24 protein-coding genes and 1 tRNA gene are annotated in these 25,459 nt (G+C 33.7%); 20 read left to right on the plus strand and 5 right to left on the minus strand.

All coding sequences use genetic code 11. The features are described from left to right. Nucleotides 1-13: 13 nt before the first annotated feature. From P177_RS00870 to P177_RS00880, 3 genes are all read left to right on the plus strand, one after another. Entirely contained in the window at nt 14-961 is a 948-nt protein-coding gene (locus tag P177_RS00870; protein ID WP_449405299.1) for a PorP/SprF family type IX secretion system membrane protein, read from the plus strand. A 44-nt stretch (nt 962-1,005) separates the two neighbouring features. Next, nucleotides 1,006-1,377, plus strand: coding sequence for a dihydroneopterin aldolase (gene folB / locus P177_RS00875; protein WP_036150885.1), 372 nt, complete (start codon nt 1,006-1,008; stop codon nt 1,375-1,377). 87 nt (nt 1,378-1,464) lie between these two features. Further along, nucleotides 1,465-1,538: transfer RNA gene (locus tag P177_RS00880), tRNA-Cys, on the plus strand. Nucleotides 1,539-1,586: 48 nt separating this feature from the next. On the opposite strand, the gene P177_RS00885 is transcribed toward P177_RS00880, so the two are convergent. Continuing rightward, a complete protein-coding gene (locus P177_RS00885; RefSeq protein ID WP_036150886.1) occupies nt 1,587-1,985 on the minus strand; it encodes a DoxX family membrane protein in 399 nt (132 codons plus the stop codon). Nucleotides 1,986-1,991: 6 nt separating this feature from the next. Continuing rightward, the gene (locus P177_RS00890) at nt 1,992-3,152 is read right to left on the minus strand and encodes a DNA polymerase III subunit (protein WP_036150889.1); all 1,161 of its coding nucleotides are present in this window, start codon (nt 3,150-3,152) and stop codon (nt 1,992-1,994) included. 125 nt (nt 3,153-3,277) lie between these two features. On the opposite strand from P177_RS00890, the gene P177_RS00895 reads away from it, so the two are divergent. The 3 genes from P177_RS00895 (at nt 3,278) to P177_RS00905 (ending at nt 7,237) form a co-directional block, all read left to right on the plus strand. Beyond that, complete coding sequence (locus P177_RS00895) at nt 3,278-4,468, plus strand: phosphoglycerate kinase (protein ID WP_036150891.1); 1,191 nt, start codon at nt 3,278-3,280, stop codon at nt 4,466-4,468. 120 nt (nt 4,469-4,588) lie between these two features. Further along, nucleotides 4,589-6,220 carry a LysM peptidoglycan-binding domain-containing protein gene (locus tag P177_RS00900; RefSeq protein WP_084684584.1) on the plus strand — a complete coding sequence of 544 codons (1,632 nt, stop codon included), beginning with the start codon at nt 4,589-4,591 and terminating at the stop codon, nt 6,218-6,220. Nucleotides 6,221-6,232: 12 nt separating this feature from the next. Beyond that, nucleotides 6,233-7,237 carry a DUF4837 family protein gene (locus tag P177_RS00905; protein ID WP_036150892.1) on the plus strand — a complete coding sequence of 335 codons (1,005 nt, stop codon included), beginning with the start codon at nt 6,233-6,235 and terminating at the stop codon, nt 7,235-7,237. 104 nt (nt 7,238-7,341) lie between these two features. On the opposite strand, the gene P177_RS20165 is transcribed toward P177_RS00905, so the two are convergent. The 3 genes from P177_RS20165 to P177_RS00915 form a co-directional block, all read right to left on the minus strand. After that, nucleotides 7,342-7,518, minus strand: coding sequence for a DUF6747 family protein (locus P177_RS20165; protein ID WP_167333085.1), 177 nt, complete (start codon nt 7,516-7,518; stop codon nt 7,342-7,344). A 263-nt stretch (nt 7,519-7,781) separates the two neighbouring features. Beyond that, nucleotides 7,782-10,277, minus strand: a complete 2,496-nt coding sequence (locus P177_RS00910) for an OmpA family protein (RefSeq protein ID WP_157486406.1) — start codon at nt 10,275-10,277, stop codon at nt 7,782-7,784. Nucleotides 10,278-10,608: 331 nt separating this feature from the next. Beyond that, the gene (locus P177_RS00915; protein ID WP_036150899.1) at nt 10,609-10,797 is read right to left on the minus strand and encodes a twin-arginine translocase TatA/TatE family subunit; all 189 of its coding nucleotides are present in this window, start codon (nt 10,795-10,797) and stop codon (nt 10,609-10,611) included. A 194-nt stretch (nt 10,798-10,991) separates the two neighbouring features. On the opposite strand from P177_RS00915, the gene P177_RS00920 reads away from it, so the two are divergent. The 14 genes from P177_RS00920 (at nt 10,992) to P177_RS00985 (ending at nt 25,439) form a co-directional block, all read left to right on the plus strand. After that, entirely contained in the window at nt 10,992-11,864 is an 873-nt protein-coding gene (locus P177_RS00920; protein WP_036150901.1) for a M23 family metallopeptidase, read from the plus strand. 6 nt (nt 11,865-11,870) lie between these two features. After that, entirely contained in the window at nt 11,871-13,376 is a 1,506-nt protein-coding gene (locus P177_RS00925; protein WP_036150907.1) for a GH3 family domain-containing protein, read from the plus strand. A 46-nt stretch (nt 13,377-13,422) separates the two neighbouring features. After that, nucleotides 13,423-15,105 carry a DUF6909 family protein gene (locus P177_RS00930; protein WP_036150910.1) on the plus strand — a complete coding sequence of 561 codons (1,683 nt, stop codon included), beginning with the start codon at nt 13,423-13,425 and terminating at the stop codon, nt 15,103-15,105. Between the two features lies 1 nt (nt 15,106). Then, on the plus strand, nt 15,107-16,102 hold the full coding sequence (locus P177_RS00935) for a hypothetical protein (protein WP_036150912.1): 996 nt from the start codon (nt 15,107-15,109) through the stop codon (nt 16,100-16,102). Between the two features lie 3 nt (nt 16,103-16,105). After that, nucleotides 16,106-17,110, plus strand: a complete 1,005-nt coding sequence (rfbB, locus tag P177_RS00940; RefSeq protein ID WP_036150914.1) for a dTDP-glucose 4,6-dehydratase — start codon at nt 16,106-16,108, stop codon at nt 17,108-17,110. Nucleotides 17,111-17,114: 4 nt separating this feature from the next. After that, nucleotides 17,115-17,975: a glucose-1-phosphate thymidylyltransferase RfbA gene (gene rfbA, locus P177_RS00945; protein WP_036150917.1), complete on the plus strand. Its 861-nt coding sequence runs from the start codon at nt 17,115-17,117 to the stop codon at nt 17,973-17,975. Beyond that, complete coding sequence (gene rfbC / locus P177_RS00950; protein WP_036150920.1) at nt 17,972-18,517, plus strand: dTDP-4-dehydrorhamnose 3,5-epimerase; 546 nt, start codon at nt 17,972-17,974, stop codon at nt 18,515-18,517. Before rfbA ends, rfbC begins: the two co-directional genes overlap by 4 nt. Continuing rightward, on the plus strand, nt 18,514-19,296 hold the full coding sequence (gene rfbD / locus P177_RS00955; protein WP_036150923.1) for a dTDP-4-dehydrorhamnose reductase: 783 nt from the start codon (nt 18,514-18,516) through the stop codon (nt 19,294-19,296). The genes rfbC and rfbD overlap by 4 nt, the downstream gene beginning before the upstream one ends. 68 nt (nt 19,297-19,364) lie before the next feature. After that, nucleotides 19,365-20,342: an FAD-binding oxidoreductase gene (locus P177_RS00960; protein WP_036150926.1), complete on the plus strand. Its 978-nt coding sequence runs from the start codon at nt 19,365-19,367 to the stop codon at nt 20,340-20,342. Between the two features lie 12 nt (nt 20,343-20,354). Further along, nucleotides 20,355-21,134 carry a glucose-1-phosphate cytidylyltransferase gene (gene rfbF, locus P177_RS00965; protein ID WP_036150929.1) on the plus strand — a complete coding sequence of 260 codons (780 nt, stop codon included), beginning with the start codon at nt 20,355-20,357 and terminating at the stop codon, nt 21,132-21,134. Next, complete coding sequence (gene rfbG, locus P177_RS00970; protein WP_051941664.1) at nt 21,110-22,195, plus strand: CDP-glucose 4,6-dehydratase; 1,086 nt, start codon at nt 21,110-21,112, stop codon at nt 22,193-22,195. The genes rfbF and rfbG overlap by 25 nt, the downstream gene beginning before the upstream one ends. 4 nt (nt 22,196-22,199) lie before the next feature. Then, nucleotides 22,200-23,528 carry a lipopolysaccharide biosynthesis protein RfbH gene (gene rfbH, locus P177_RS00975; protein WP_036150931.1) on the plus strand — a complete coding sequence of 443 codons (1,329 nt, stop codon included), beginning with the start codon at nt 22,200-22,202 and terminating at the stop codon, nt 23,526-23,528. Between the two features lie 3 nt (nt 23,529-23,531). Beyond that, the gene (locus P177_RS00980) at nt 23,532-24,401 is read left to right on the plus strand and encodes an NAD-dependent epimerase/dehydratase family protein (RefSeq protein ID WP_036150932.1); all 870 of its coding nucleotides are present in this window, start codon (nt 23,532-23,534) and stop codon (nt 24,399-24,401) included. 6 nt (nt 24,402-24,407) lie between these two features. Then, nucleotides 24,408-25,439 (plus strand): GDP-mannose 4,6-dehydratase, encoded by a 1,032-nt coding sequence (locus P177_RS00985; protein WP_036150935.1) that lies wholly within the window; start codon nt 24,408-24,410, stop codon nt 25,437-25,439. The last annotated feature ends 20 nt before the right edge of the window (nt 25,440-25,459 follow it).

A 25,459-nucleotide genomic window follows, 5' to 3' on the forward strand; every position in this document is an offset into this window, starting at 1 on the left:
TTAACCTAAAATGATGATGCGGAACAGTCTATTGACACTGGTATTATTTATAAGCGTATTCTCCCTAAGAGGGCAGGAGCTTACTATACCTCAACTATCTCAATACCTTGCTGACAACCCCTTTGTAATGTCCCCAACTTACGCAGGTATTGGTGACCATGTTAAAATAAGACTTAACGGTCTTACACAGTGGGTAGGTATTAAAGATGCACCCGATACCCAATCTCTAGCTGCAGATATGCGTGTTGGTGAAAAATCTGGTGTTGGTATGGTACTATATAACGATAGTAATGGACAAACAAAGCAACAAGGAGCTAGGTTTTCTTTTGCACATCACCTTACGTTAGATCGTTATGATGATGAGTTTTTATCATTCGGTATCTCGTATAACTTTAACCAGTTTAGAATTGATATTCAGGAATTTGATTCTGCAGATCAGGCTGTTACTGATGATAGAGCAACTACTAATCATAACTTTGATATTGGTGCACTTTATAGGTATGACAAGTTTTATTTCAGTGTTAATGCTTCAAATATCTTAGATAAAAATTTAAGTAACTTCAATGCCTTATTCGAACCTAATAGACTAAGAAACTATTATGTGTATACTGGTTATAGGTATATGAAAAAAAGAACCAGCAAGATGGAAATTGAGCCATCTGTGTTGTTTCAATTGTTTGAGAGTGATGGGCGTTCCGTTACGGATTTAAACTTGAAATTCAGATTTTACGATTTTGAAGATTATTTCTATGCAGGTGTCAACTATCGTTTCTTAAATGATCAAATTGGTAATCCTCTGTATATAGCTCCTATCGCAGGCTTAAAGAAAAGTAATTTTTACTTCGGATATTCTTATCAAGTGATTCTTAACGAACTTCTTGGTTATAGTTCTGGTACGCATGTTATCACCTTAGGGGTAGATTTATTTCAAGGTATCAGTAATTGTCGTTGTACATATTAATCCTTCATGGAGAATCATTAAATTTGATCTCCAGAACATAAATAATGGGTAAAGTACAATTAGAGAATATAAAAGCATATGCCCACCACGGGTGTTTGCCTCAAGAAACTAATATTGGTAGTGATTATTTGGTCAACGTATCCGTTGACACAAACTTATTGATAGCCTCAGTTTCAGATGAGTTGAAAGATACTGTTGATTATGTTCATATCAACAGAATTGTAAAGCAAGAGATGGCTACGCCTTCAAAGTTATTAGAGCATGTAGCCAAAAGAATAATCGACAGAATTTTTGTTGAACTTCCAACTGTAGATACAGCTTTGGTATCCGTTTCTAAAATCAATCCGCCTATAAACGGTGACGTTGAAAAGGTAACGGTATCATTGAATTTACAAAGGGGCCAATCTGTTCAGTAATACATACGACCTTAAATAAATATAATTTCTTAGCTGTTAATGCAGCTTAAATTGGGAATAATGTTTATTTTTGCTCTCGCTAAAAATGGCATCGTGGCCGAGTGGCTAGGCACAGCTCTGCAAAAGCTTGTACAGCGGTTCGAATCCGCTCGATGCCTCCAAGACCCTCCTAACAAGGAGGGTTTTTTGTTTTCTATATTTTTTATTGCTTAGGCCTGTAGTAGAAATACAAGAAGAATAGTAGGTATAAAATAAACAGCAATGGTTTTGGCGCCTTCATAGTCTTTCGCAAGTCTTTGCCCAAATAATAGCATAAGCAATGTGATAGCAGATAAAATTGCCCCATACAGTGCGAAACTTGATTTCCCTGAACTAAAAATCTCATATATACCTACTACACATAGCAAACCTGCAACAACTTCGGTAACTAAAATAATACCCACCAGTAAAGGGACTATATTTTTGAAAGGAGTTTTAGAGAAGTGTTCTTTTAGCCAAGAGATATTACCGTTCCAATCGGTTATTTTATCAAATCCGCTTTGTAAAAATGTGATGATCAAAAATAGGAGCAACAAAATTTCTGTGGCATTGATCAATATTGTATTCATAATGATTTATTTAAGTTCAGACTTCTTTCTGTGAAGTAGTCTAGTTAGTTTAATAGAAAGGTCGGTAAATATGATTTTAGAATTTCCATTTCTTTCCACATGGTAAATAGCATCTTCTAGCTCTTTGGTAATGTCCAAAATATTGTTTTCATGTACAAAAGGTGCAAATTTCTTTAGTTGAAATCCTTCGGCATGTATTTTTAGATAAGCAAGTTCTTCAGCGCCATAATTGATCATTAAAGCTTGCCTCATCACGGTAATGCAATAACTTAGAAAGTTCTTCTGTGTTTCTCTACCGGTTTTTGCAACCTCTTCACTCCACAATAACAATTCATGGATTGCGGCTTTGTTACCTTTTGCCTTGAATGCGGTTCTTACCCATTGTACAAACCAATTTTCAAACACAAGGTCTTCAGAATCTTTGTTTAAAAGGTCTAGAGCTTTGTTATAATTACCGTTGGCTTCATGAGCTAATAGCATTGCTTCTGCCTTACTTGCCCCTTTCTCACTTAAAGCCGTGGCTATGGCGTCTTCCGCCAAAGGAGGAAAATGAACTATTTGGCATCTAGATTTTATAGTCTGTATAATTTGCTCTTCGTCTTCACACAATAGTAAGAAGATGGTTTTGTTTGGTGGTTCTTCAATCAGTTTTAATAATTTGTTAGAAGCTGCAGTGTTCATCTTTTCAGCCATCCAAATAAGCATCACCTTATATCCGCCTTCATAAGATTTTAAGGATAATTTTTTTACGATATCCTGTGCTTCATCAACACCAATTTGACCTTGTTTCTTTTCAATTTCAATATGGCGATACCAATCGAACAGATTTCCATAGGGCTGTTCCGTAATAAACTCTCGCCACTCTTTCATGTAATGGTTGCTAACGGCGTGAGATTTCACCTTATCAGAATTAGAAACAGGAAATGCAAAATGAACATCTGGGTGGGCATACGACTTGAACTTTAAATTACAAGCTTCATTGCCACCACTGTTATCTCCGTTAGTGTTTTGACAGATAATATATTGAGCATAAGCCAATGCCATAGGCAGAAGCCCACAGCCTTCTGGACCAACAAATAACTGGGCATGTGGTATTCTACCTGCATCTGCACTAGAGGACAAATGCTTTTTAATATGTGAAAGTCCTAAAATTTCATTGAATAACATAGATTCAAATATAGTTGTTTAAAGCACAACAAATTTAATGGTATTGGGTGTAAATTATCCTAAATAGCACTTTATCACAAGCCATTTAATCTTTACATTTGTTACCTAACAAAAGGTAATATCACATGAAAGTATTGAATGACTTTAATTTTGAAGATAAAAAGGCGTTAATTAGAGTGGACTTCAATGTTCCATTAAATGACCAATTTGAAGTAACTGATAACACTAGAATTCAGGCAGCTAAGCCAACAATTATAAAAGTGTTGGAAGACGGCGGTAGTGCTGTGTTAATGAGTCATTTGGGAAGACCAAAAGGGGAACGCAATCCAGATTTGTCTTTAAGTCATATCGTAGATGCTGTTTCTGATGTTATTGGTGTAGCTGTAAAGTTTGTTGCAGATTGTGTTGGTGAAGAAGCCGAAAAAGCTGTTGCGGAATTAAAAAGTGGAGAGGTACTTTTATTGGAGAACCTTAGATTTCATAGCGAAGAAGAAAAAGGATACGAAGCTTTTGCTGAGCAACTTTCTAAATTAGGGGATATATATGTTAATGATGCTTTTGGTACGGCTCACCGTGCACATGCATCAACTACAGTAATAGCTAAATTTTTTCCGGAAGCTAAATGTTTTGGATATTTATTGGCGAAAGAAATAGAAGCAATCGATAAAGTGATGGCTACTGGTGAAAAACCTGTTTTGGCAATTCTTGGCGGGGCAAAGGTTTCTTCTAAGATTACGATTATTGAAAACATACTTGATAAGATAGATGATCTTATCATTGGTGGAGGTATGACTTATACCTTTATTAAGGCTCAGGGAGGTAAAATAGGAGATTCTATTTGTGAAGACGATAAAATGGAACTTGCTATGGAGATTCTTGAACAGGCTAAACAGAAGAATGTAAACGTTCATATACCTGTAGACGTAATTGCTGCGGATGCTTTTGATGCAAATGCAAAAACCCAAGTGGTAGATGTAGATAAAATACCAGATGGTTGGCAAGGATTAGATGCCGGACCTGATACGTTACAAAACTTCAAAAAAGTGATTCTAGCCTCTAAAACAATTCTTTGGAACGGACCAATTGGTGTTTTTGAAATGGAGAAATTTGCTGCCGGGACCATAGCTGTTGGTGATTATATTGCCGAAGCTACCAAAGAAGGTGCATTTTCTTTAGTTGGTGGTGGAGATTCAGTTGCCGCAGTGAAACAATTTGGCTTTGAAAACAAAGTTAGTTATGTATCAACAGGCGGAGGTGCAATGTTAGAAAGTTTAGAAGGTAAAACATTACCTGGGATCGCTGCTATATTAGACTAGTAAAGGGGTTATCGATAAACGGCATATAACGAAAATTTGTGCATTTTAAGAGAAATTATTTTATTCTCATTAAAAAATGTACGATTTTCGTTTGTTCCGTTAACATATTTTCACCCCATTATGAAAAAATTAGCCTATAACTGTTTTTATATTTTAGGATTAAGCTTAGTTCCCATTGTAGGATTGGCACAACAACAGGAAACAGTCACAACTGTTTCAGACTCTTTGACCACTACTACAATAGTCGTAAGTGATTCATTAAAAAATGCAGCTCCGTTAGGTCAATTGAATATCGTACAAAGCTCTCAAACAGAAGATTTAACGCTATTTAAACCAACAGAATCCTCTTCTTATGATCTTCAGGATAACGCGCTGGCAGCCAAGTTTGATAGTCTTTGGATGAAAGAATTGGTTGAGGCGGCACCTCTTTACAATGAAATGTACGAGGAAATCTTAGTTGAGCCCGATACAGCCTCTACTTTCGTTTTAGATTTGCCTACAGATACATTGAAGATGCGTTTGGCAAGATTAAACGCAAAAACACCTTTTAACGTTGAATACAATAAGTCTTTAGAAAGTGTTATCAAATCATTTTTGACCAGAAAAAGGGGGTTAATGGAGCGCATGCTTACCATTAGCCAATTTTACTTTCCTTTATTTGAACAAGAATTTGACAATAAGAATATTCCGTTAGAAATGAAATATTTGTCTATTGTTGAATCTGCATTAAATCCTAAAGCACGTTCAAGAGTGGGGGCAACAGGTCTTTGGCAGTTTATGTACGGTACGGGTAAAGAAATGAAATTGAATATCAATAGTTATGTAGATGAGCGTAGCGACCCTATAAAATCTACAGCTGCAGCTGCTAACTATCTAAACAGATTACATAGAATATATGATGATTGGGATTTGGCTTTAGCCGCGTATAATTCTGGTCCAGGTAATGTAAACAAGGCTATACGCAGAAGTGGCGGGCAGCGTAATTACTGGAATATTAGAAGAAACCTACCAAGGGAAACTGCGGGTTACGTTCCGGCTTTTCAAGCAACCATGTATATTTTTGAATATGCAGAAGAACATGGTCTAAAAACTAAAATAGCAGATCGCGCTTATTTTGAAACAGATACCATTCATGTAAAAAGCCTAATTACATTTGACCAAATTTCTGAATTGGCAGCTATTGACAAAGAAGAATTAAAGGTGCTTAACCCTCATTATAAATTAGACGTTATTCCTTTTATAGAAGGAAAACCTAATGCACTAAGATTACCAGTTCATAAAATGGGAAAATTTGTAGCTAATGAAAAGGCTATTTATGCCCACGTTGAAAAAGAATTAAAAGAAAAAGAAGGTCTTGTAGCTGAAATAGAAAAGCAAGCAGAGGCTAATAGTATTCGTTATAGAGTAAGGGATGGTGATTTTCTTGGTAAAATTGCGGAACGTTACGGAGTACGTGTAAGCCAGCTAAAGCAATGGAACGGATTACGAAGTAATAATTTGCGTATAGGACAACGTTTAACTATTTACCCAAGAAAGAATGCTAGTTCCTCTGTAAAACCTAAGGAAACCCCTTCTAGAACTACGGTTGCCAGTAATTCTAAAACTCATGAGGTAAGAAGTGGAGACTCTTTATGGACCATTTCTAGAAAATATCCTGGTGTAACTATTGAAAATTTACGAAAGTGGAACGGTATTAGTGGTAATAATTTAAAGCTAGGCACAAAACTTAAATTGTGCGACTGTTCATCGTAAATTAAAACACCAATGAAAAAAAGAATTTTACTTTGTTTTATGGCAATTTTGGGATTGTCAATTGCCTGTAAAGAAGAGGGCAAAGCAGATTACTTACCAGAATCTGTAGGCGCTATGAATACCTTAACAGTGGTTATTGATAACGACCTTTGGAATAGTAGTGTAGGTGATGCTATTCGTGAAAATTATACAGCTGCTGCTCAAGGTCTTACCTGGGATGAAGCTCTTTTTAGCGTAACACAAATACCACAACAGATTTTTTCCGGTGCCATACGCAATACCAGTTCTATATTGTATGTTATGGAAGATACCCTAAATGTAGCGCACATGAAATCTAACATGTATGCCAAGCCACAGAAAGTAGGTGTCATCAAAGGATTGAATAAAGAAGAGTTAATAGCAAATATCCATAAAACCGCACCAGAGTTTATTGCCGATTTTAAAGCATTGGAAATTAGTAAGGCACAAAAGCGTTTTGAGAAGTCTTTGAATAAAGAAAAGGCGCTAGAGGACAAGTTTGATATTTCAATGAAAATACCTTCTATTTATAGAGTGGGTAGAGAAGAAGATAACTTTGTATGGATCGATCGTCAAATTCAGAAGGGAAACATGAATATTATCGCATACACAATGCCATGGGATAGTTTTCAGAACGATTCTACTTTTGTACAGGATATTATAAAGATGCGTGATTCTATTGGCGGACTTTATATTGGTGGTGAAGATATACCTGGCAAGCAAAATCATATGATTACAGAAAAAGCATTTTCTCCATATGTCTTCCCTGCTGAGGTTTCAAGTAAAAAAGCAGCTGAGGTAAGGGGAATCTGGGAAATGTCGGCTTACCCTATGGCAGGTCCGTTTTTGACCTATATTATTAGCGATAAAGAGAATAATCGTAAGTTGGTTCTTGAAGGTTTTGTTTTTGCTCCGGCAACCAAAAAGAGAGATTACATGTTTGAATTGGAAGCAATCATGAAATCTGTGCAATTCGATATAAAAGAATCAAGTAAATAAACGGATACCTATAATTTTAGAAAGTAAAAGGCTCAGGAATTTCCTGAGCCTTTTTTATAAGTATTCGTCACGCTTTTAGAACTAATTCGTTAATTAGCATATATCTATAGATTACTGAAAGAAAACCCAGTAGATACTCTAAATATTAATGCATAAGCGGCGTATGCAATCAATATAAAACACAACCATGAGAATATTTTAAAGTAATGCTCCAAAATGAAACTTTTCCAGTTTCTAAAGGCTTCAATGTATATTTCTTTTACTAGAGTAATTTTTTCCATATTCTATAATTTAGGGTGAAACTTTGGGTAAAGGTGTTCAATCTTAATGCCTTTATTGAAAAGTTTAGGTAAAAAACCCAATTACTCTATAAACTGTAAAAGGTTTAAATACACACCTTTTAAGTGTAAAAAATGATAGATTAACCGCATGATTAAATTTTTGTGGTTAGTCGGTAAAAAGAAGCTGGTTCAACTCATAGTGAATGTATTATAAAACAAAAGACCCGCAATTTAGCGGGTCTTTTTATAGTTGTTAATTAAATTTACATATCTACAATAATAAACTCTGATCTACGGTTGAGGTAGTGTTGTTCTTCTGTACAGCGAACGGTACCGTCACATTCATTTATTAAGCGTTCTTCACCGTAACCAATAGCACTTTCAATTCGGCTTGCGTCTATACCTTGAGAAATAATATAATCTCTGGTAGATTTGGCACGTTTGTCTGATAGGTATTTGTTATATGCCGCAGCACCTCTTGAATCTGTATGGGATTCTATTTTTATGACCATATTGGGCGAGTCGTTCATTACTTCAATTAACTTGTCAAGTTCAACAGCTGCGTCTGTGCGTATATATGACTTGTCAAAATCAAAGTGGATCATTTCTGTCTTAAGTTTCTTAATACCGTTCTCAACGGCAATCATATCGTTAAGTTTTCTCATGGATACGTCAACATTGACGATTTCATTGTCCTTAGTTGCCGCTTCTCTGGTATCATCAAAGTACGTACCTTTTGTAGTCTTAAGAACATATCTTGTATCTGCATCTAAATCTTCGAAAATGAAGCTACCGTTTTCATCGGTTTGCATTTCCTTAAGTTTGATGTTGTTCTCGTCAAGTAATTCTACTAATGCATTTGGCATTAAATCACCGGTAATCAATTCTGTTACAATACCGGAAATGGCATTTATACTGGTTGGTATTTCTTCAAGTTGTAAAGTTTTAAAAGAATAGATATCGTCATCTCCCTTACCACCATCACGATTAGATGCAAAATATCCTTTTTGAGTTTCTTCATTAACTATAAATGAAAAATCATCTTTACTACTATTTACAGGCTTACCTACATTACGTACTTCTAAAAAGCCAGCTTCATCATCAAAGGCAACTTCAAATACATCTAAGCCACCTAAACCTACATGGCCATCCGAAGAGAAATATAACTTCTTGTCATTTATAAAAGGAAACATTTCTTTATGCTCCGTATTAATTTCAGGTCCAAGATTTCGTGGAGAAGAGAAAGAACCGTCTTCTAATACATCTACTACGAAAATATCTGTCTCACCAATACTACCTGGCATATCAGAAACAAAATATAATTGCTTTCCGTCAGGGCTCAAAGCAGGGTGACCGGTAGAGTAATTGTCACTGTTAAAAGAAACCTCTTCTGCCTCCAACCATTCATCGTTAACCTTCTTGGAACGATAAATTTTAAGGTGATTAATTCCGTTTTTATCCCTTCTTAGTTTTTTACCATAATTGTTTCTAGTAAAATACATGGTCTCATTGTCAGGAGAGAAAGCCACTGAAGCTTCATGATATTTTGTGTTAATTTTTTTAGAGAACTTTATGGCGTCTTTAAAATCTTGTGATTCTTCATTTACCTTTGCAACAAATAAATCTAAATAGGGCTGGTTGTTCCATTTGTACTTTCTAGAGGTAAATATTGAAGAATCTTTTGCCGATGCATAAACCACTTCTTTACCGCCATAGTACATAGGTGAGAATTCTGAGTATTTAGAGTTAATAGAAAGATTGTTTATATCGAATTTTTCTTCCATTCTCAATAAGCCGTCTAAAACAATTTCATTCCGTTCGGTATTTTGTACTATCTCTTCCCCTGCCAATTTTCTATTGTATAGCTTTAATAGACGTTTAGATCTTTTATAATTTCCAATACCTTTAAGAGAGTGTGCATATTTAAATAGGTAGTCAGAACTCATGTCAGACTCATATTTAGTATACAGTATGTTATACCACTTATAGGCATTCTCCATATCGGTATTGAAGTAATGGGCATCGCCTGCTTTCTTTAAAACATCATATGAATACGCTTTTTCTCCTTTGGACAATGCTTGCTCATAAATTTTAGCAGCCTCTGCGTACCACATTTTATCAAAATATTCATCTGCCCTTTTTATTTGTTTAGTTTTAGCGGATGGGTCGTTTTCTTTAGATGTGCTAAGCATTTCATAAGAAATATCTTCTACAGGTATTGGGTCTGTTACTGTATTAGTTTCTGGTGTAGTTTGTAATTCTAGAGTTGTGTCAATTTTCGAAACTGTAGTAGCTTCGTTATTAGAATAAATATCGTTGTTGATCATTTTAAGAACCCAAACCTCATTATCATAACGATTATTAAATTCTGTTGAACAGTCGTTAAGGGCTTCTTCCCAAGAAGTATAATGATTTAAATAAAGATAGTAGAGTTGGTTTTGTGGGTTTTGAAAATACCCAGCATTAAACCCTTTTTTAGAAAGTTTCTTTACTTGAGACTTTAAATTTTTACTTTTAGAAAAAGTACCCGAAATAACGTAGTAACCATTTTCAGCTTCTTCAATATCATAAAAGGCCCTGTAAGGAATTGAAAGCGCATCGGCAGCTCTTTGAAAATTCTTTTTGTCATTTTCCTCGTCTTCTGAAACAACGGGGTTATTGATATTATTTGACACTTCAGATTCAAGTTCATCTTGGAAACCTTGTGCTTGGGCAAAAACGATAAAGACCAGAAAAAATAAATTCAAAACACTTCTCATAGACATAATTCTTAGTTGAACGTTACAATCAACTGGGGTTTTAAGTATAGTACCAACGGTTAGTTAGAGATTTTTAGTACTATATATCTAACGAAATTAGCAGTAAAGTGATATTCTAAATATTAAATGTTGTGAAAGAGGGTTTTTATGTCGTGTATGTGTAGTATTAGGTAGCCTTAGACTGCGAAAACTCCAGTTAAACGGTTTAATTGTACGTTTTGTAGATGATTTAATAATATAGATTGATTGTCTATTCTGGCAACCACAATATTGAAAACAAAAAAAGCCCTGATTATCAGGGCTTTATAAATTATGTGAGCGACTATTTTAGTTATTGGTCGTTCTTCTTCTCTTCTAGTTGTTCATCTTCTTTGGAAGCATCCTTAAATTCTTTGATTCCACTACCTAATCCTCTCATTAGTTCCGGAATTTTTTTTCCTCCGAATAATAGTAGAATTACGACTACCACTAATATGATTTGTGGAGCGCCTATGGCTAAAAAAGTAGATAATATTGTCATAAGACTATGATTTAAAATGGATTTCAAAGATACTAAAAAGTACTAAAGAAAAGAGCAGTAAATGTAAATAGGTTTTACTTAATCGACAATTTAACTATAAATTAAGTAGATAGGTGATAACAGTAGTAACTAATGCTATTATATTTCACTTAAGAAACGGTAAAAACTAAAATTCTAAGTTTATCTTTGTTAAGATGGCCAAAAAGAAAGTCAAAAAAAGAAAGGAAATAAAAAGGAAACTTCTTCACAAGTATCGTTTGGTAATACTAAACGAAAGTACTTTTGAAGAGAAAATTTCTTTTAAGTTAAGTAGACTTAATGTATTTGTGACGGGATCACTATTTATGATTACCTTAATAGGGCTTACAACACTACTTATTGCCTTTACGCCATTACGAGAATATATACCGGGTTATTCATCTACTAGACTAAAAAAAGAAGCTACAGAACTTACCTATAAAACAGATTCTTTAATTAGAACTTTAAATTATACCAATAAGTATTTAGATAATATTCGTATGGTATTAAAGGGTGATATTGAAAATAACGTTGTCAATAGAGATTCTCTTTTTCAACAGTTTAAATTGGATCCCGCTTCCGTAGATTTAAACCCCATTAAAGAAGATTCATTATTGCGGGCAGAAGTTGCACTTGAAGATAAATACAACTTATTCGAAAGAACAATTGACAAGAAAAATTTGGTCTTGTTCACTCCCGTTTCAGGATCAGTTACAATGGGTTTTAATCCGAATGAAAAACATTATGCAGTAGATATCACTGCTAAAACCGATAGCCCTGTAAAGGCAGTTGCAAACGGTACGGTCATTTTTTCTGAATGGACGGCAGATACAGGATATGTAATTATAATTGAGCACGAAGGCGGATTATTAAGTGTGTATAAGCACAACGGTTCTTTGTCTAAATATCAAGGTAATATTGTAAGAGGCGGTGAAGTAATTGCTGCTGTAGGTAATACGGGCGAGCTTACCACAGGACCTCATCTACATTTTGAAATTTGGGACAACGGAACACCTATTGATCCTTTAAATTATATAGATTTTAATTAGAACGAAATGTCTTTAAAGACCATTGCTGCCAAAATATTTGCACATCGCATTGCCAAGAGAACGGCTAAATGGGTAGATAACCCTATTGAAACACAAGAAAAGGTTTTTAGAAGCTTAATTTCAAAGGCAAGCGATACTAGGTTTGGTAAGGATCATGGTTTTAAAACCATTAAAAAGCATAGCGATTTTATAGCTCAGGTTCCTATTAGGGATTACGAAGAACTTAAGGATTATGTGAATTTATCAGTCGCAGGGGAAGAAGATATTCTATGGCCGGGAAAACCATTATACTTTGCAAAAACCTCTGGAACTACTTCTGGAGCAAAATATATACCCATTACAGAAGGTAGTATTAAAGAACAAGTAAAAGCATCTAGAAATGCCATTCTTAATTACATACATGAAAGTGGTAATGCAGATTTTGTAACCGGTAAAATGATATTTTTACAGGGCAGCCCTGTTTTAACAGAGAAAAACGGAGTAAAATTAGGTAGGCTTTCTGGTATTTCGGCACATTATGTTCCTAATTATTTGCAGAAAAATAGAATGCCAAGTTGGGAAACTAATTGCATTGAGGATTGGGAAACGAAAGTGAATGCCATTGTTGAAGAAACCAAGAATGAAGATATGACGGTAATTGCCGGTATACCATCATGGGTTCAAATGTACTTTGAAAAACTAAAGGAAAATACCAATGAGTATGTAGGTGATTTGTTCAAGAATTTTGAACTTTTCATTTATGGCGGAGTAAACTATGAACCATATCGAAAGAAATTTGAGACATTAATTGGTAGAAAGGTAGCAAGCATAGAACTGTTTCCGGCAAGTGAAGGTTTCTTTGCCTATCAGAATTCTCAGACAGAAAAAGGTATGTTGCTGCTTTTAGATGCAGGAATATTTTATGAGTTCGTAAGATCAGAAGAATTTTTTGACGAGCATCCAAAAAGAATCACTTTAAAAGATGTGGAGATTGGCATTGATTACGTTATGATCATTACCACAAATGCTGGATTATGGGCATACAACTTAGGTGATACCATTCGGTTTATTTCAACGTATCCTTTCAAAATTCTAGTATCTGGGCGTATTAAGCATTTTATTTCTGCTTTTGGGGAACACGTTATTGCCAAAGAAGTGGAAGAGGCTATGTTGGTAGCTACAAAGGCAACCGATGCCAGTGTAAGTGAATTTACGGTGGCACCACAAATTACTCCGAAAGAAAATGAATTGCCTTATCATGAGTGGTTTATAGAATTTGAGAAATTACCGTCTGATATGGCGCTATTTATACAAGAATTAGATTCGGCACTTCAAAAACAAAACAGTTATTATTATGACCTTATTGTAGGTAAGGTGCTGCAAACTTTAAAAGTAACCGCTGTGGAAAGTGGAGGTTTTTTAGAGTACATGAAATCAATAGGTAAGCTCGGTGGACAAAACAAAGTTCAGCGGCTATCTAACGACCGAAAAGTGGTTAAGGGACTGTCAAAATATAAGGTTGATAACAACTAGCTTTTAAATAACAAATTATAAATCGTAATTTCGTTTGAAATCATAAATGGGAAAAGCAATAACAACAACAAGAGCGCAAGAGTCTACAAATGCCATAGAACGCATGTATATTACTATGCGTCATCTTTTTAATAGAGGTTTTTATAAGCCAAACGGAGTGTCTGGTGAAGCTCTAAAAAATGCCTTACTACAATTAAGACCTGAAATATATGGTTCTTTAGGAGAAGATAAGGCAGAGTTAAGTGGCTTAATTTATGTGCTCGAAAGGTTACCTGAAGGTATTGAACAATGTTCATTCATAAATTTAACTTCAGATGAAGGTTATGGTATTTCTCATATTAACCCAATCATTCCACCCAAAAGAAGAAGAAACTGTTATCGTATTGATGATGAGCAAATGAATATTGAAATCACTAGAGGTCGTTCAGACATCTATGATATTCTTACTCACCTAACTTTCTTATTCATTGAATCTGAAAAAATATGTAAACGTGTTTTAATAACAGATACAGAAAGAACTATAAGAGATTGGACGAAGCTTGAGGCAGCGGTTAAAAATGAAGATTTGTCTCAAGCTGAGCGAGAAATTGCTCTTATACACACAGCAAACATTTTAGGTAGGTCTTTTGAAGAAATCTTAGAAGTCTATAAAAAGTTTAGCACTAAAACCAACCCTGATAGATTTTTAAAAGTGATTTATTGGTTAGGTAAACTAGCCTTAGATGAAGAAATCTCAGGTGAAAAAAGAGCGGTTACATTTAGTGCTTTGCTAAGAGAGCGATTAGGACATCATATTCATGGAGAAAGATGGGCAAATAACATTAAGGAGGTTTTAACTAAAAATAACCTTATGCATAGACCAATTCATATTATCTCTGCGAATATGCATAGTGTCATGAATTCTTTATTTGCCAAAGCAGCTCTTAAAAAGGAGTTTCCAAATACAGATTCATTAGAAATTTTTGAAGCACTTAGTAGCTCTGGTAATGCAGCGTTAAGAAAAAAAGTAACCGACCTGGCTGAGAAGAACGGTATGATCATTATGGATGATACCTCAGGAACTAATATAGATGTACAAATATTTGATACGGCAAAAATAAAAATTAACAATTGCTCGTACGAGTTTTCTGAAGAAGAAGTTGATAAAAAACCTGTTATATTTGTAATGGATTACGCATTTGGCGAGCAGGCGTATGAAACAATTGATGAATTATTGAAACCATACAATACCAAAAAGAACAATGTGTCTTTGATAAATGTTGATTCTGTTTCAATAATGGGAAAAGCAGGTATTCTAGAAGGTGGAAAAGGAGACTTAATGATACCTTCTGCACATATATTTGAAGGAACAGCAGATAATTACCCATTTAAAAATGAATTGTGTGCTAAAGACTTTGAAGGTTACGGCTTAGAGGTTTTTGAAGGTACGATGGTGACTGTTTTAGGAACATCACTTCAAAACAAAGACATTTTGAAGTTCTTTCATAAATCAACTTGGAATGTAATTGGTTTAGAGATGGAAGGTGTGCATTACCAAAAAGCAATACAATCAGCTTCTAAGATAAGAAAGAGTATTGGAGAAGATGTAAAGGTACGTTATGCCTATTATGCATCAGATAACCCTTTAGAAACCGGAAGTACACTAGCATCTGGTGGATTAGGTACAACAGGGGTAAAACCAACGTACTTAATTACTGATAAAATTTTAAAGCAAATATTTAACACATAGAATGGCAAGCAATCAACAACCATCTACTCAAAACAATTCTGATGAAATTGATTTGGGACAATTATTTCAATTAATAGTAAGAGGCTTTAATGCCATTTTTCGCTGGGTTTTAAGAGTATTTCTATACCTTAAAAAGAATATGCTTTTACTTATCGGTCTTGTCGTCGTTGGCCTTGCAATTGGTTATGGTTTAAACCAAATTATATCAAAAAAGTATAAAACCGAGGTGATTGTAAAACCTCAAATTGAAAGTAAAAATTACTTATATGATGTTGTAGCCGAGATTCAATCTAATATTAAGTCAAAAGACACCTTGTTTTTTATATCTATAGGTATAGAAGATGTAGATTTTAACGGTTTGGATATTGAAATATCTAGAGTAGCTGAGGTTGGTAATTCAGAGAGTGATCTTAAATATTTAGAGTTACTTCAAAGTTTTGAAAATACAGATGCCATAGCAGATATTGTTAGGGCAGAGTTACAGAATAAGAGTTCATTTAACCATAGAATTACATTCTACTATAAAAACGCTGATTTTGGAAGGGAATTTGCTCAAAAAATATTAAACTATATTAATACTAATACGTATTTCAATAGACTTTTAGAAGTGCATAAAGGTAATGCAAAAGCTCGCATTTTAGAAGATCAAAAGCTGTTGGCTCAAGTTGATCAAATTATAACTAACTATACGACAGGTTTAGCAAGCAAAGAGAGTTCCTCTTCAAATGATAGAATTGTTTTAGACAATCAAGATCAAGTCAATATTGCTGATGTTTTTGAGTATAAAACAGGTTTAATTAGAGATATTGAAACTAAGAAGTTAGAATTAGAAGAGCGAACAGTACCGGTGAGTATTATTAACTTAGGTCAACCTCAAGTAGAGCAAAAGTCGTTTTTCGGTGAAAGCCTTGTATTGATACCTATTATATTTGTTTCGGTGTTTTTTATATTGTCAGCCTTGGTTTATTTAAATCGAAAATCAAAATCTATACTGTAATTTATGGTTCACCACCAATCTAACAAGACAATTTTAATTACTGGTGGAGCTGGTTTTATTGGGAGTAATTTTATTCCTTTTTTTTTAGATAAAAATCCAAGTATCAATGTCGTAAATTTAGATGTATTGACATATGCTGGAGATTTGGGAAACCTTAAGGAAGTTGAGAAACACCCAAATTATACATTCATAAAAGGAGATATATGCGATAAACTTATGGTTAAGCATTTATTTGAGGATTATAACATTAGTGGCGTAATAAATTTTGCAGCAGAATCTCATGTAGATAATTCAATAGATTCACCGAGACAATTCATAAAAACAAATATAGAAGGTACTTTTAATCTTTTAGAAAATGCCAGGATTTTTTGGAAGGGTAAAAACAATAAGTTCCATCATATATCAACGGATGAAGTGTATGGGTCTTTAGGTGAAAATGGATTCTTCACAGAGGAATCGAACTACCAGCCAAATAGCCCCTACAGTGCATCTAAGGCATCTTCTGATTTTTTGGTCAGAAGTTATCATCATACATATGGCATGAATGTGGTAACTAGTAATTGTTCCAATAATTATGGTCCTAAACAACATGATGAAAAATTGATTCCTACAATAATTAGGTCTGCCATCAATGGTTTAAAGATTCCCATTTATGGGAATGGAAAAAATGTAAGAGACTGGTTATTTGTTAATGATCATTGTACAGGTATAGACTCTATTTTTCACAAAGGAAAAGCGGGAGAAACTTATTTGTTAGGAGGGAATAATGAATACGATAATTTGACAATAGCGACGAAGATTTGTGAAATTTTAGATTTAAAAATCCCTAAGAAAAAGGGAAGTTTTAAAAAACAAATTGAATTTGTTGAAGATCGTCTAGGACACGATTTTAGGTATGCAATTGATGCGTCAAAGGTTTTAAAAGAACTAAGTTGGAAAGCCAATGAAAGCTTTGATACTGGTCTAGAGAAAACTGTTCAATGGTATTTAAACAAATATCAACTTTAAATTTATGAAAGGAATCATACTTGCAGGTGGTACTGGATCACGTTTATGGCCGTTGACAAAGGCTTTGAGTAAGCAACTCATGCCTATATATGATAAACCAATGATATACTACCCCTTGTCTACGTTAATGACAACAGGTATTCGCGAAATTTTAATTATTACTACTCCCGAAGATTTACCTTTATTTAAAAAGTTACTTTCAGACGGTAGTCAGTTAGGTTGTAGATTTGAATATGCCGTTCAATCAGAACCCAAGGGATTAGCAGAAGCATTTATTATTGGGAAAAAATTTATTGGCTCAAGCAAAGTGGCATTGATACTTGGTGATAATATTTTCTATGGAAATGGTCTTGAGAAATTATTAAAGGAAAATTATAAACCAGACGGGGGTGTAATTTATGGATATCACGTTAATAACCCCAAAAGATACGGTGTGGTAGAGTTTGATGCTAAGGGGAAAGCTATTTCAATAGTTGAAAAACCTAAAACACCTAAATCTAATTACGCCATTCCTGGAATTTACTTTTACGATAACGAAGTAATAGAAATTGCTGAAAATATAGAACCTAGCAGTAGAGGAGAATTAGAAATTACAGATGTTAATGTTGCTTATTTAGAAAAGGGAAAGTTACAAGTAAGTGTTCTTGATAAGGGAATTGCATGGCTTGATACCGGTACATTCAGTTCTCTAATGCAAGCTTCTCAATTTGTGCAGGTTATTGAAGAACGACAAGGATTAAAAATAGGTTGTATAGAAGAAGTAGCTTTTACTCAGGGCTTTATTGATGCAAAGCAACTTGAAAAACTAGCAAAACCTTTGTTAAAGAGCGGTTATGGCGAATATTTAATGAATTTGATTAAATGAAAATAACCGAAACAAAATTGAAAGGCTGCTTAATTCTAGAGCCTCAAATTTTTGAAGATAATAGAGGTATCTTTTTTGAAGTCTTTAAAAAAAAGAAACTTGAAAGTGTTTTAGGGTATGAAGTAGATTTTGTACAAGAGAACACATCTATCTCTAAGAAAGGAGTTTTAAGAGGCTTACATTTTCAAACAGGAGATAGCGCGCAAGCAAAGTTAGTTTCGGTTCAAAATGGCAGCGTAGTCGATGTTATCGTTGATGTTAGGTCAGATAGCGCATCATTTGGTCAACACATTAAGGTTAATTTATCGGAGGAAAATAGAAAAAGTATTTTTATTCCAAAAGGTATGGCTCATGGTTTTTTAACTCTTACCGATCAAGTGGTGTTCAATTATTTATGTGATAACTATTATAACCCTGGTAAAGAGTCGGGCATATTATATAATGATTCTGACTTAGCAATAGATTGGGGTTTTCCTTTATCAGAATTAATTGTGTCAGAAAAAGACTTGTTATTACCGACTTTCAAAAAAATTATGCAATGAAGAAGGTATTAGTTACAGGGGCCAATGGTCAGCTAGGACAGTGTTTACAGAAAATTGCTCCAAACAATAAGGACTTAGCTTTTGTGTTTAAGAGTTCCAAGGAGTTAGATATTACACATAAAGAGCAAATGAATTCTTTATTTGCAATAGAAGATTTTAATTACTGTATAAACTGTGCTGCCTATACAAACGTTGAACAGGCAGAAAAAACACCTGAAATAGCTTTTAAGGTAAATGCGGAAGGGGTTAAAAATCTGGCTTTAATATGTAGGGAATATGATACATTTTTAATACATATTTCTACGGATTATGTATTTGATGGTGAAAAGGATGAACCGTATACCGTAAAGGATGTGCCTAACCCAATTAATGAATATGGTAAATCTAAATTACTAGGTGAAAAGCATATTCAAGAGATAATAGACAATTATTGTATTATCAGAACATCTTGGTTGTATTCTGAATTTGGAAAAAATTTTTATACTTCTATCTTGAAAAAAGCTAAGGTAGGAGAGAATCTTTCGGTAACAGATAGTCAGACAGGCTGTCCTACGAATGCAAATAATTTGGCGGAATATATATTAAAATTGATTCGCTTGCAAAAAAATGAATATGGTATTTACCATTTTACAGATGGTGAAGCTATGACATGGTATGATTTTGCCGAAAGTATTTTAAATAAAAATGAATTACTCAACAAAGTGGCATTCATTAAGGATAAGAATTATCGTACTTTTGCTAGGAGACCAAAATATAGTGTGTTAAAAATTTTCAGATAATAGAGTCTTAAAATTATTTAAGTTCGTTAACTTTTTAGATTTTTATCAAAATTATTAATATTTATTAAATGTTTAAGGTTAGTCTTAAAAATGGTAAAAGCTTTCTTAGTGATGCTGATAAATCGATATTAGAATCTGCTATAGAATCAAAAATTGTATTGGAGCATAGCTGTAAGACTGCTAGATGTAGAAGCTGCTTAGTAAGAGTAAATCAAGGTGAAACAGAAGATATCTTTCAAGATAACATACTTTCTAACGAGGAAAAAAGACAAGGTTATGTTCTTTCGTGTAATGTTAAGCCATTAAGCGATTTAATGCTGGATATAGAGGATTTAGGAAATGTACTACTTAGTAGGGCAAAAACTTTTCCTGCTAAAATTCAAGAGATAAATCATATTACAGAGGACTTAATTGATATTAAACTTCGATTACCACCTAATACTGATTTTAATTTTTTGCCAGGGCAATATGTAAATATTGTAAAAGGAAGCATGCGCAGAAGTTATTCTATAGCAAACAATCCAAAGTCTGGCGAATATTTAGAGTTTTTGATAAAAAATTATCCTAATGGGGTAATGAGTAATTATTGGTTTAATGAAGCAAAAAAGAATGACGTATTAAGATTGCACGGTCCACAAGGAACTTTCTTTTTACGTAACAAGCCGTGTAAAACGATTATATTTTTAGCTACAGGAACAGGAATTGCACCTATAAAGTCAATTTTAGAGAAAATGGCTTCAGAAGGAACAAATAATAATGAGGTGCTGTTATTCTGGGGAGGAAGAAACGCCAAATCTCTTTTTATTGATAGCTTGCCATTAATTGGCAATAATTTTTATAAGGTAGTTTCAAGACCAAATGAAAATTGGAAGGGTCACATTGGTTATATTCAAGACACCCTCCTTACTGTTAAAAAAGATTTATCTGATTGTGTAGTTTTTGCTTGTGGGTCAAATGAAATGATAGCCTCTTCGAGAGAGCTATTAATAAATAAAGGACTTAAAGAAGCTGATTTTTTTTCTGATGCCTTTGTAAGTTCTAATTAAATAAAATAAAAAATGAAAGCAGTAATTCTTGCCGGAGGTTTAGGTACAAGATTAAGTGAGGAAACAGTGTCCAAACCAAAACCTATGGTTGAAATTGGAGGTAAGCCTATTTTATGGCATATAATGAAAATATATTCCTATTATGGTATTAATGATTTTATAATTTGTTGTGGATACAAAGGTTATGTAATAAAGGAATATTTTGCAAACTATTTTTTGCATCAATCAGATGTTACCTTTAATATGAAAGACAACAAAATGATGGTTCATGAAAAAAGAGCAGAACCTTGGACGATAACTTTAGTTGACACAGGTGATAAATCGATGACTGGAGGGCGATTAAAACGCGTTAAGAAATACCTTGAAAATGAAGAAACATTTTGTTTTACTTATGGAGATGGTGTAGCCGATATAGACATACACTCTTTAATTGAGTTCCATAAATCTCATGGCAAAGATGCTACCCTGACAGCGACTTTCCCTCCAGGTAGATTTGGTGCTTTAGAAATAGTTGATGGTCAGGTAAATAAATTTCAGGAAAAACCAAGAGGTGATGGAGCATTAATAAATGGCGGATTCTTTGTTCTCTCACCAAAGGTTATTGACAGAATTGATGGAGATGAGTCTGTTTGGGAGCAAGAGCCTTTGAAAAACTTGGCTGTTGATAGTCAACTAATGGCTTATAAGCATACTGGTTTTTGGCAACCGATGGATACTTTAAGAGATAAGAACCATCTAGAAAACTTGTGGGATTCAAATAAAGCACCATGGAAATTATGGACGGAAGAGTAGAAGGAAAAGTCGATTCATTATTTTGGAAGAATAAAAAGGTTTTTTTAACTGGTCATACTGGATTTAAAGGAGGTTGGCTATCCATATGGTTGAATTCTATGGGAGCAGAAGTTAAAGGATATGCACTTGCTCCAAACACTATTCCTTCACTTTTTAATGAAGTAAAAATTGATGCTTTAATTGATTCAAATTTTGGAGATATTAGAAATTTGAGTGATTTAAAAAAAAGTATGGTAGAATTCAACCCAGATATTCTAATTCATATGGCGGCGCAACCGTTGGTAAGACTATCTTATGCTCAGCCAGTTGATACCTATGCTACTAACGTTATGGGTACGGTTAACGTATTAGAGTCGGCAAGAAGTTGTACTAACTTAAAAGCTATAGTTTCAGTAACTACAGATAAGTGTTACGAAAACAAAGAGTGGGAATGGGGCTATAGAGAAAATGAACCAATGGGAGGTCACGACCCTTATAGTAGTAGTAAAGGATGTGCCGAATTGGTAACCGCTGCATATAGAAACTCTTTTTTTAATACGAGTGACAGTGCATTTGTAGCTTCTGCTAGAGCAGGAAATGTTATAGGTGGTGGTGATTGGGCAGAAGATCGATTAATACCAGATATTTTAAGAGCATTCGAAAAAAATGAACCTGTTGTAATTAGAAACCCTTTATCCACTAGACCTTGGCAACATGTTTTAGAGCCACTAGCAGGTTATTTAGTTCTTGCCCAAGCTCTTTTTGAGAAAGGCAATGAGTTTGCAGAAGGATGGAACTTTGGTCCTTCGGATGAGGATTGTAAGCCTGTTAGCTGGATTTTAGATAAAATGGTTAGTAGTTGGGGAAAAGGCGCGAATTGGAAGCTAGATAGTAACAACAACCCTCATGAGGCCAATTTTTTAAAACTTGATTGTTCAAAGGCAAAAAAGAAACTTAAATGGCAACCTAAATGGGGTCTTGAGTATACTACAGGTTTAATTATAGATTGGCATCAGAAATGGTTGTCTTCAGAAAACATGCAAGAACATTGTTTAATGGAAATAAAAGAATATTTAAAATAGTAAAATGGAAAAAACAATATCCAAATCAGAACTTTTAAGACAAGAAATAGCAACGCTTGTAGAAAAATTTGCTATTGAAAAATATAAACCTATAGCATTTGAACCAGGTACCTCTGTAATTCCACCTTCCGGTAAGGTTCTTGGAAAGGAAGAGCTTTTAAATATGGTTGAAGCGTCATTAGACGGTTGGTTGACTACGGGTCGATTTAATGAAAAATTTGAAAAAAAACTTGCGGAGTTTTTGGGGGTTAAGCACTGCTTATCTGTAAACTCGGGGTCATCAGCCAATTTAGTGGCTTTCTCTACCTTAACTTCCTCCAAATTAGGTGAAAGAGCTATAAAAAAAGGTGATGAAGTTATTGGTGTTGCTGCTGGTTTTCCAACTACAGTTAATCCTATAGTTCAATTTGGTGCTATTCCAGTTTTTGTTGATGTAGACCTAGATACCCATAATATTAATGCAGATTTGATTGAGGCTGCAATTACTCCTAAAACAAAAGCCATCATGTTAGCACATACCTTGGGAAACCCTTTTAACCTTAAAAAAGTAAAAGAAATATGTGATAAGTATAAATTATGGTTGGTCGAAGATACTTGCGATGCTTTAGGAGCTACTTATGACGGAAAACTATGTGGGACATTTGGTGATATAGCAACATTAAGTTTTTATCCAGCGCACCATATTACTATGGGTGAAGGTGGTGCAGTATTCACTAATAACTCTGAATTGAAAATGATTGCAGAATCATTTAGAGATTGGGGAAGAGATTGTTATTGTGCTCCAGGTTGTGATAATACCTGTGGTTGTAGGTTTGAACAACAACATGGAGATTTGCCATATGGTTATGATCATAAATATGTGTATTCACATTCAGGATATAATTTAAAAATTACAGATATGCAAGCTGCTTGTGGTTTGGCACAAGTTGATAAAGCTCAAGGATTCATAGATTCTAGACGAGAAAATTTTAAATATTTACACAATCGATTACAATCATTGACTGATTTTTTACACCTTCCTGTAGCCACTACTAACAGTAATCCATCTTGGTTTGGATTTCCGATTACTCTAAAAGAAGAAAGTGGCGTTAGCAGAGTAGACTTACTACGTTATTTAGACGATAATAAAATAGGATCAAGATTGTTATTTGCAGGTAATTTAACTAAACAACCTTATTTCAAGGATATTGAATATCGCATAGTAGGTGAATTAACGAATACTGATATAACTATGAATCAAACCTTTTGGGTCGGTATTTATCCAGGATTAAATGAAGAACATTTTGAATTTATAGCGGAAAAATTGGAAGAATTTTTCGGATTAAATTTTTAATAAATGGAGACAATTCTACTCACTGGAGGTACTGGTTTTTTAGGAAGTCACCTACTTAAAAGTTTTGTGGCTAAAGGACATAAAGTTGGAGTTTTAAAAAGATCTACATCCAATACTTATAGAATTGAACATTTAACACCAAAAGTTAAATTATATGATATTGATAAAGTCTCTTTGAAAAAAGTATTTGAAGATTTTAAACCTAATATTATTGTACATACAGCTTGTGCTTATGATAGGAAGAATATTAAAATGAGTACCTTAATAGAAACAAATATTTTATTTGGTATTCAATTATTGCAGGAAGCCATAATCAATAATGTAAGTGCTTTTATTAATACAGATACTTTACTGCCAAAAAATATAAATAATTATAGTCTTTCTAAAGCTCAATTTAGAGAGTGGTTAATAAAATATTCAAAGGATATTAAGGTAATTAATATAAAACCTGAGCATATGTATGGCCCTTTAGATGACGACATGAAATTTATACCTTGGTTAATTGATAGAATGTTAAATGATGATGATGAGATAAATCTTACTTCTGGCATCCAAAAAAGAGATTTTATATACATAGATGACGTGGTAAATGCTTTTGATATTATTTTAAAAAATGTTGATAACTTAAAGGGATTTAGCGAGTTTGATTTAGGGACAAATAAGTTTATATCTGTTAAGGAAGTTATTTTATCTATTGCCAAACAAATTGAAAACCGAACGGAGTTAAAAGTTGTTCCTCGTTTAAAATTTGGGATTATCTCTTACAGAGAAGGAGAAATTATGGAACCAATTTTGGATATTACAGAATTGTTGAGACTTGGATGGAAACCAGAAATTAATTTAGAAGAAGGAGTACAAAAAATTTTAAGCTAAAATAGTATGATATATTTAATAAATGGTGGTTGTGGTTTTCTTGGAAGTAATATGGCTGCTGCAAAACTTAGAGATGGTCATGAAGTTATAGTATTTGATAATTTTTTTCGTTTTGGTACTGAAGAAAATTTAAAATGGCTGTCTAGTTTAAATAAAAATTTAAATTTTATCAAGGGTGATGTGCGTAATATTTATGAAATTGAGAAAGTAATCCAATTTTATAAGCCGGATGTCATATTTCATTTTGCAGGTCAAGTTGCTATGACTACATCCATAGAGAATCCTTATCTAGATTTTGAAATCAATGTGAAAGGAACTCTTAACGTATTAGAGAGTGTGAGAAAGTACTCACCTGATTCAATAGTATGCTTTTCTTCTACAAATAAAGTGTATGGTGATTTAGAGCATATTGAATATACGGAATTGGAAACGCGATATATAGCTAAAGATTATCCGACAGGCTTCTCAGAACTGATTCCATTGGATTTTCGTTCACCCTATGGTTGTTCAAAAGGAGCGGCTGATCAATATATGTTGGACTATTCAAGAATATTTAATTTAAAAACAATAGTCTTTAGACATTCTTCTATATTTGGCGGACGACAATTTTCTACATATGATCAAGGTTGGGTTGGTTGGTTTTGTCAAAAGGCGTTTGAAATTAAGAACAATCTACAAAAGGAGAAATTTACAATCTCAGGAACTGGTAAGCAAGTCAGGGATGTTTTATATGGAGATGACCTAATTAATTGTTATAATTTAGCAATTGAAAATATTGGGACAACTAAAGGAAAAGCTTATAATATTGGTGGTGGAATGGATAACAGTTTTTCACTGTTGGAATTATTTGGTGTTTTAGAGGAAAAATTAGGAATAGAAATGGAATACATTCAAAAACCTTGGAGAGAATCTGATCAAAAAGTTTTTGTTGCGGATATTTTGAAGGCTGAAAAAGATTTTAATTGGAAGCCCAAGATAGATAAGGATACAGGTATTGTAGAAATGTATGATTGGATTGAAAAAATAAATTTAAAATAAAAGTGAATTATATATTTATT

This window comes from Maribacter forsetii DSM 18668, from assembly GCF_000744105.1.
GTDB classification, from domain to species: Bacteria; Bacteroidota; Bacteroidia; order Flavobacteriales; family Flavobacteriaceae; genus Maribacter; species Maribacter forsetii.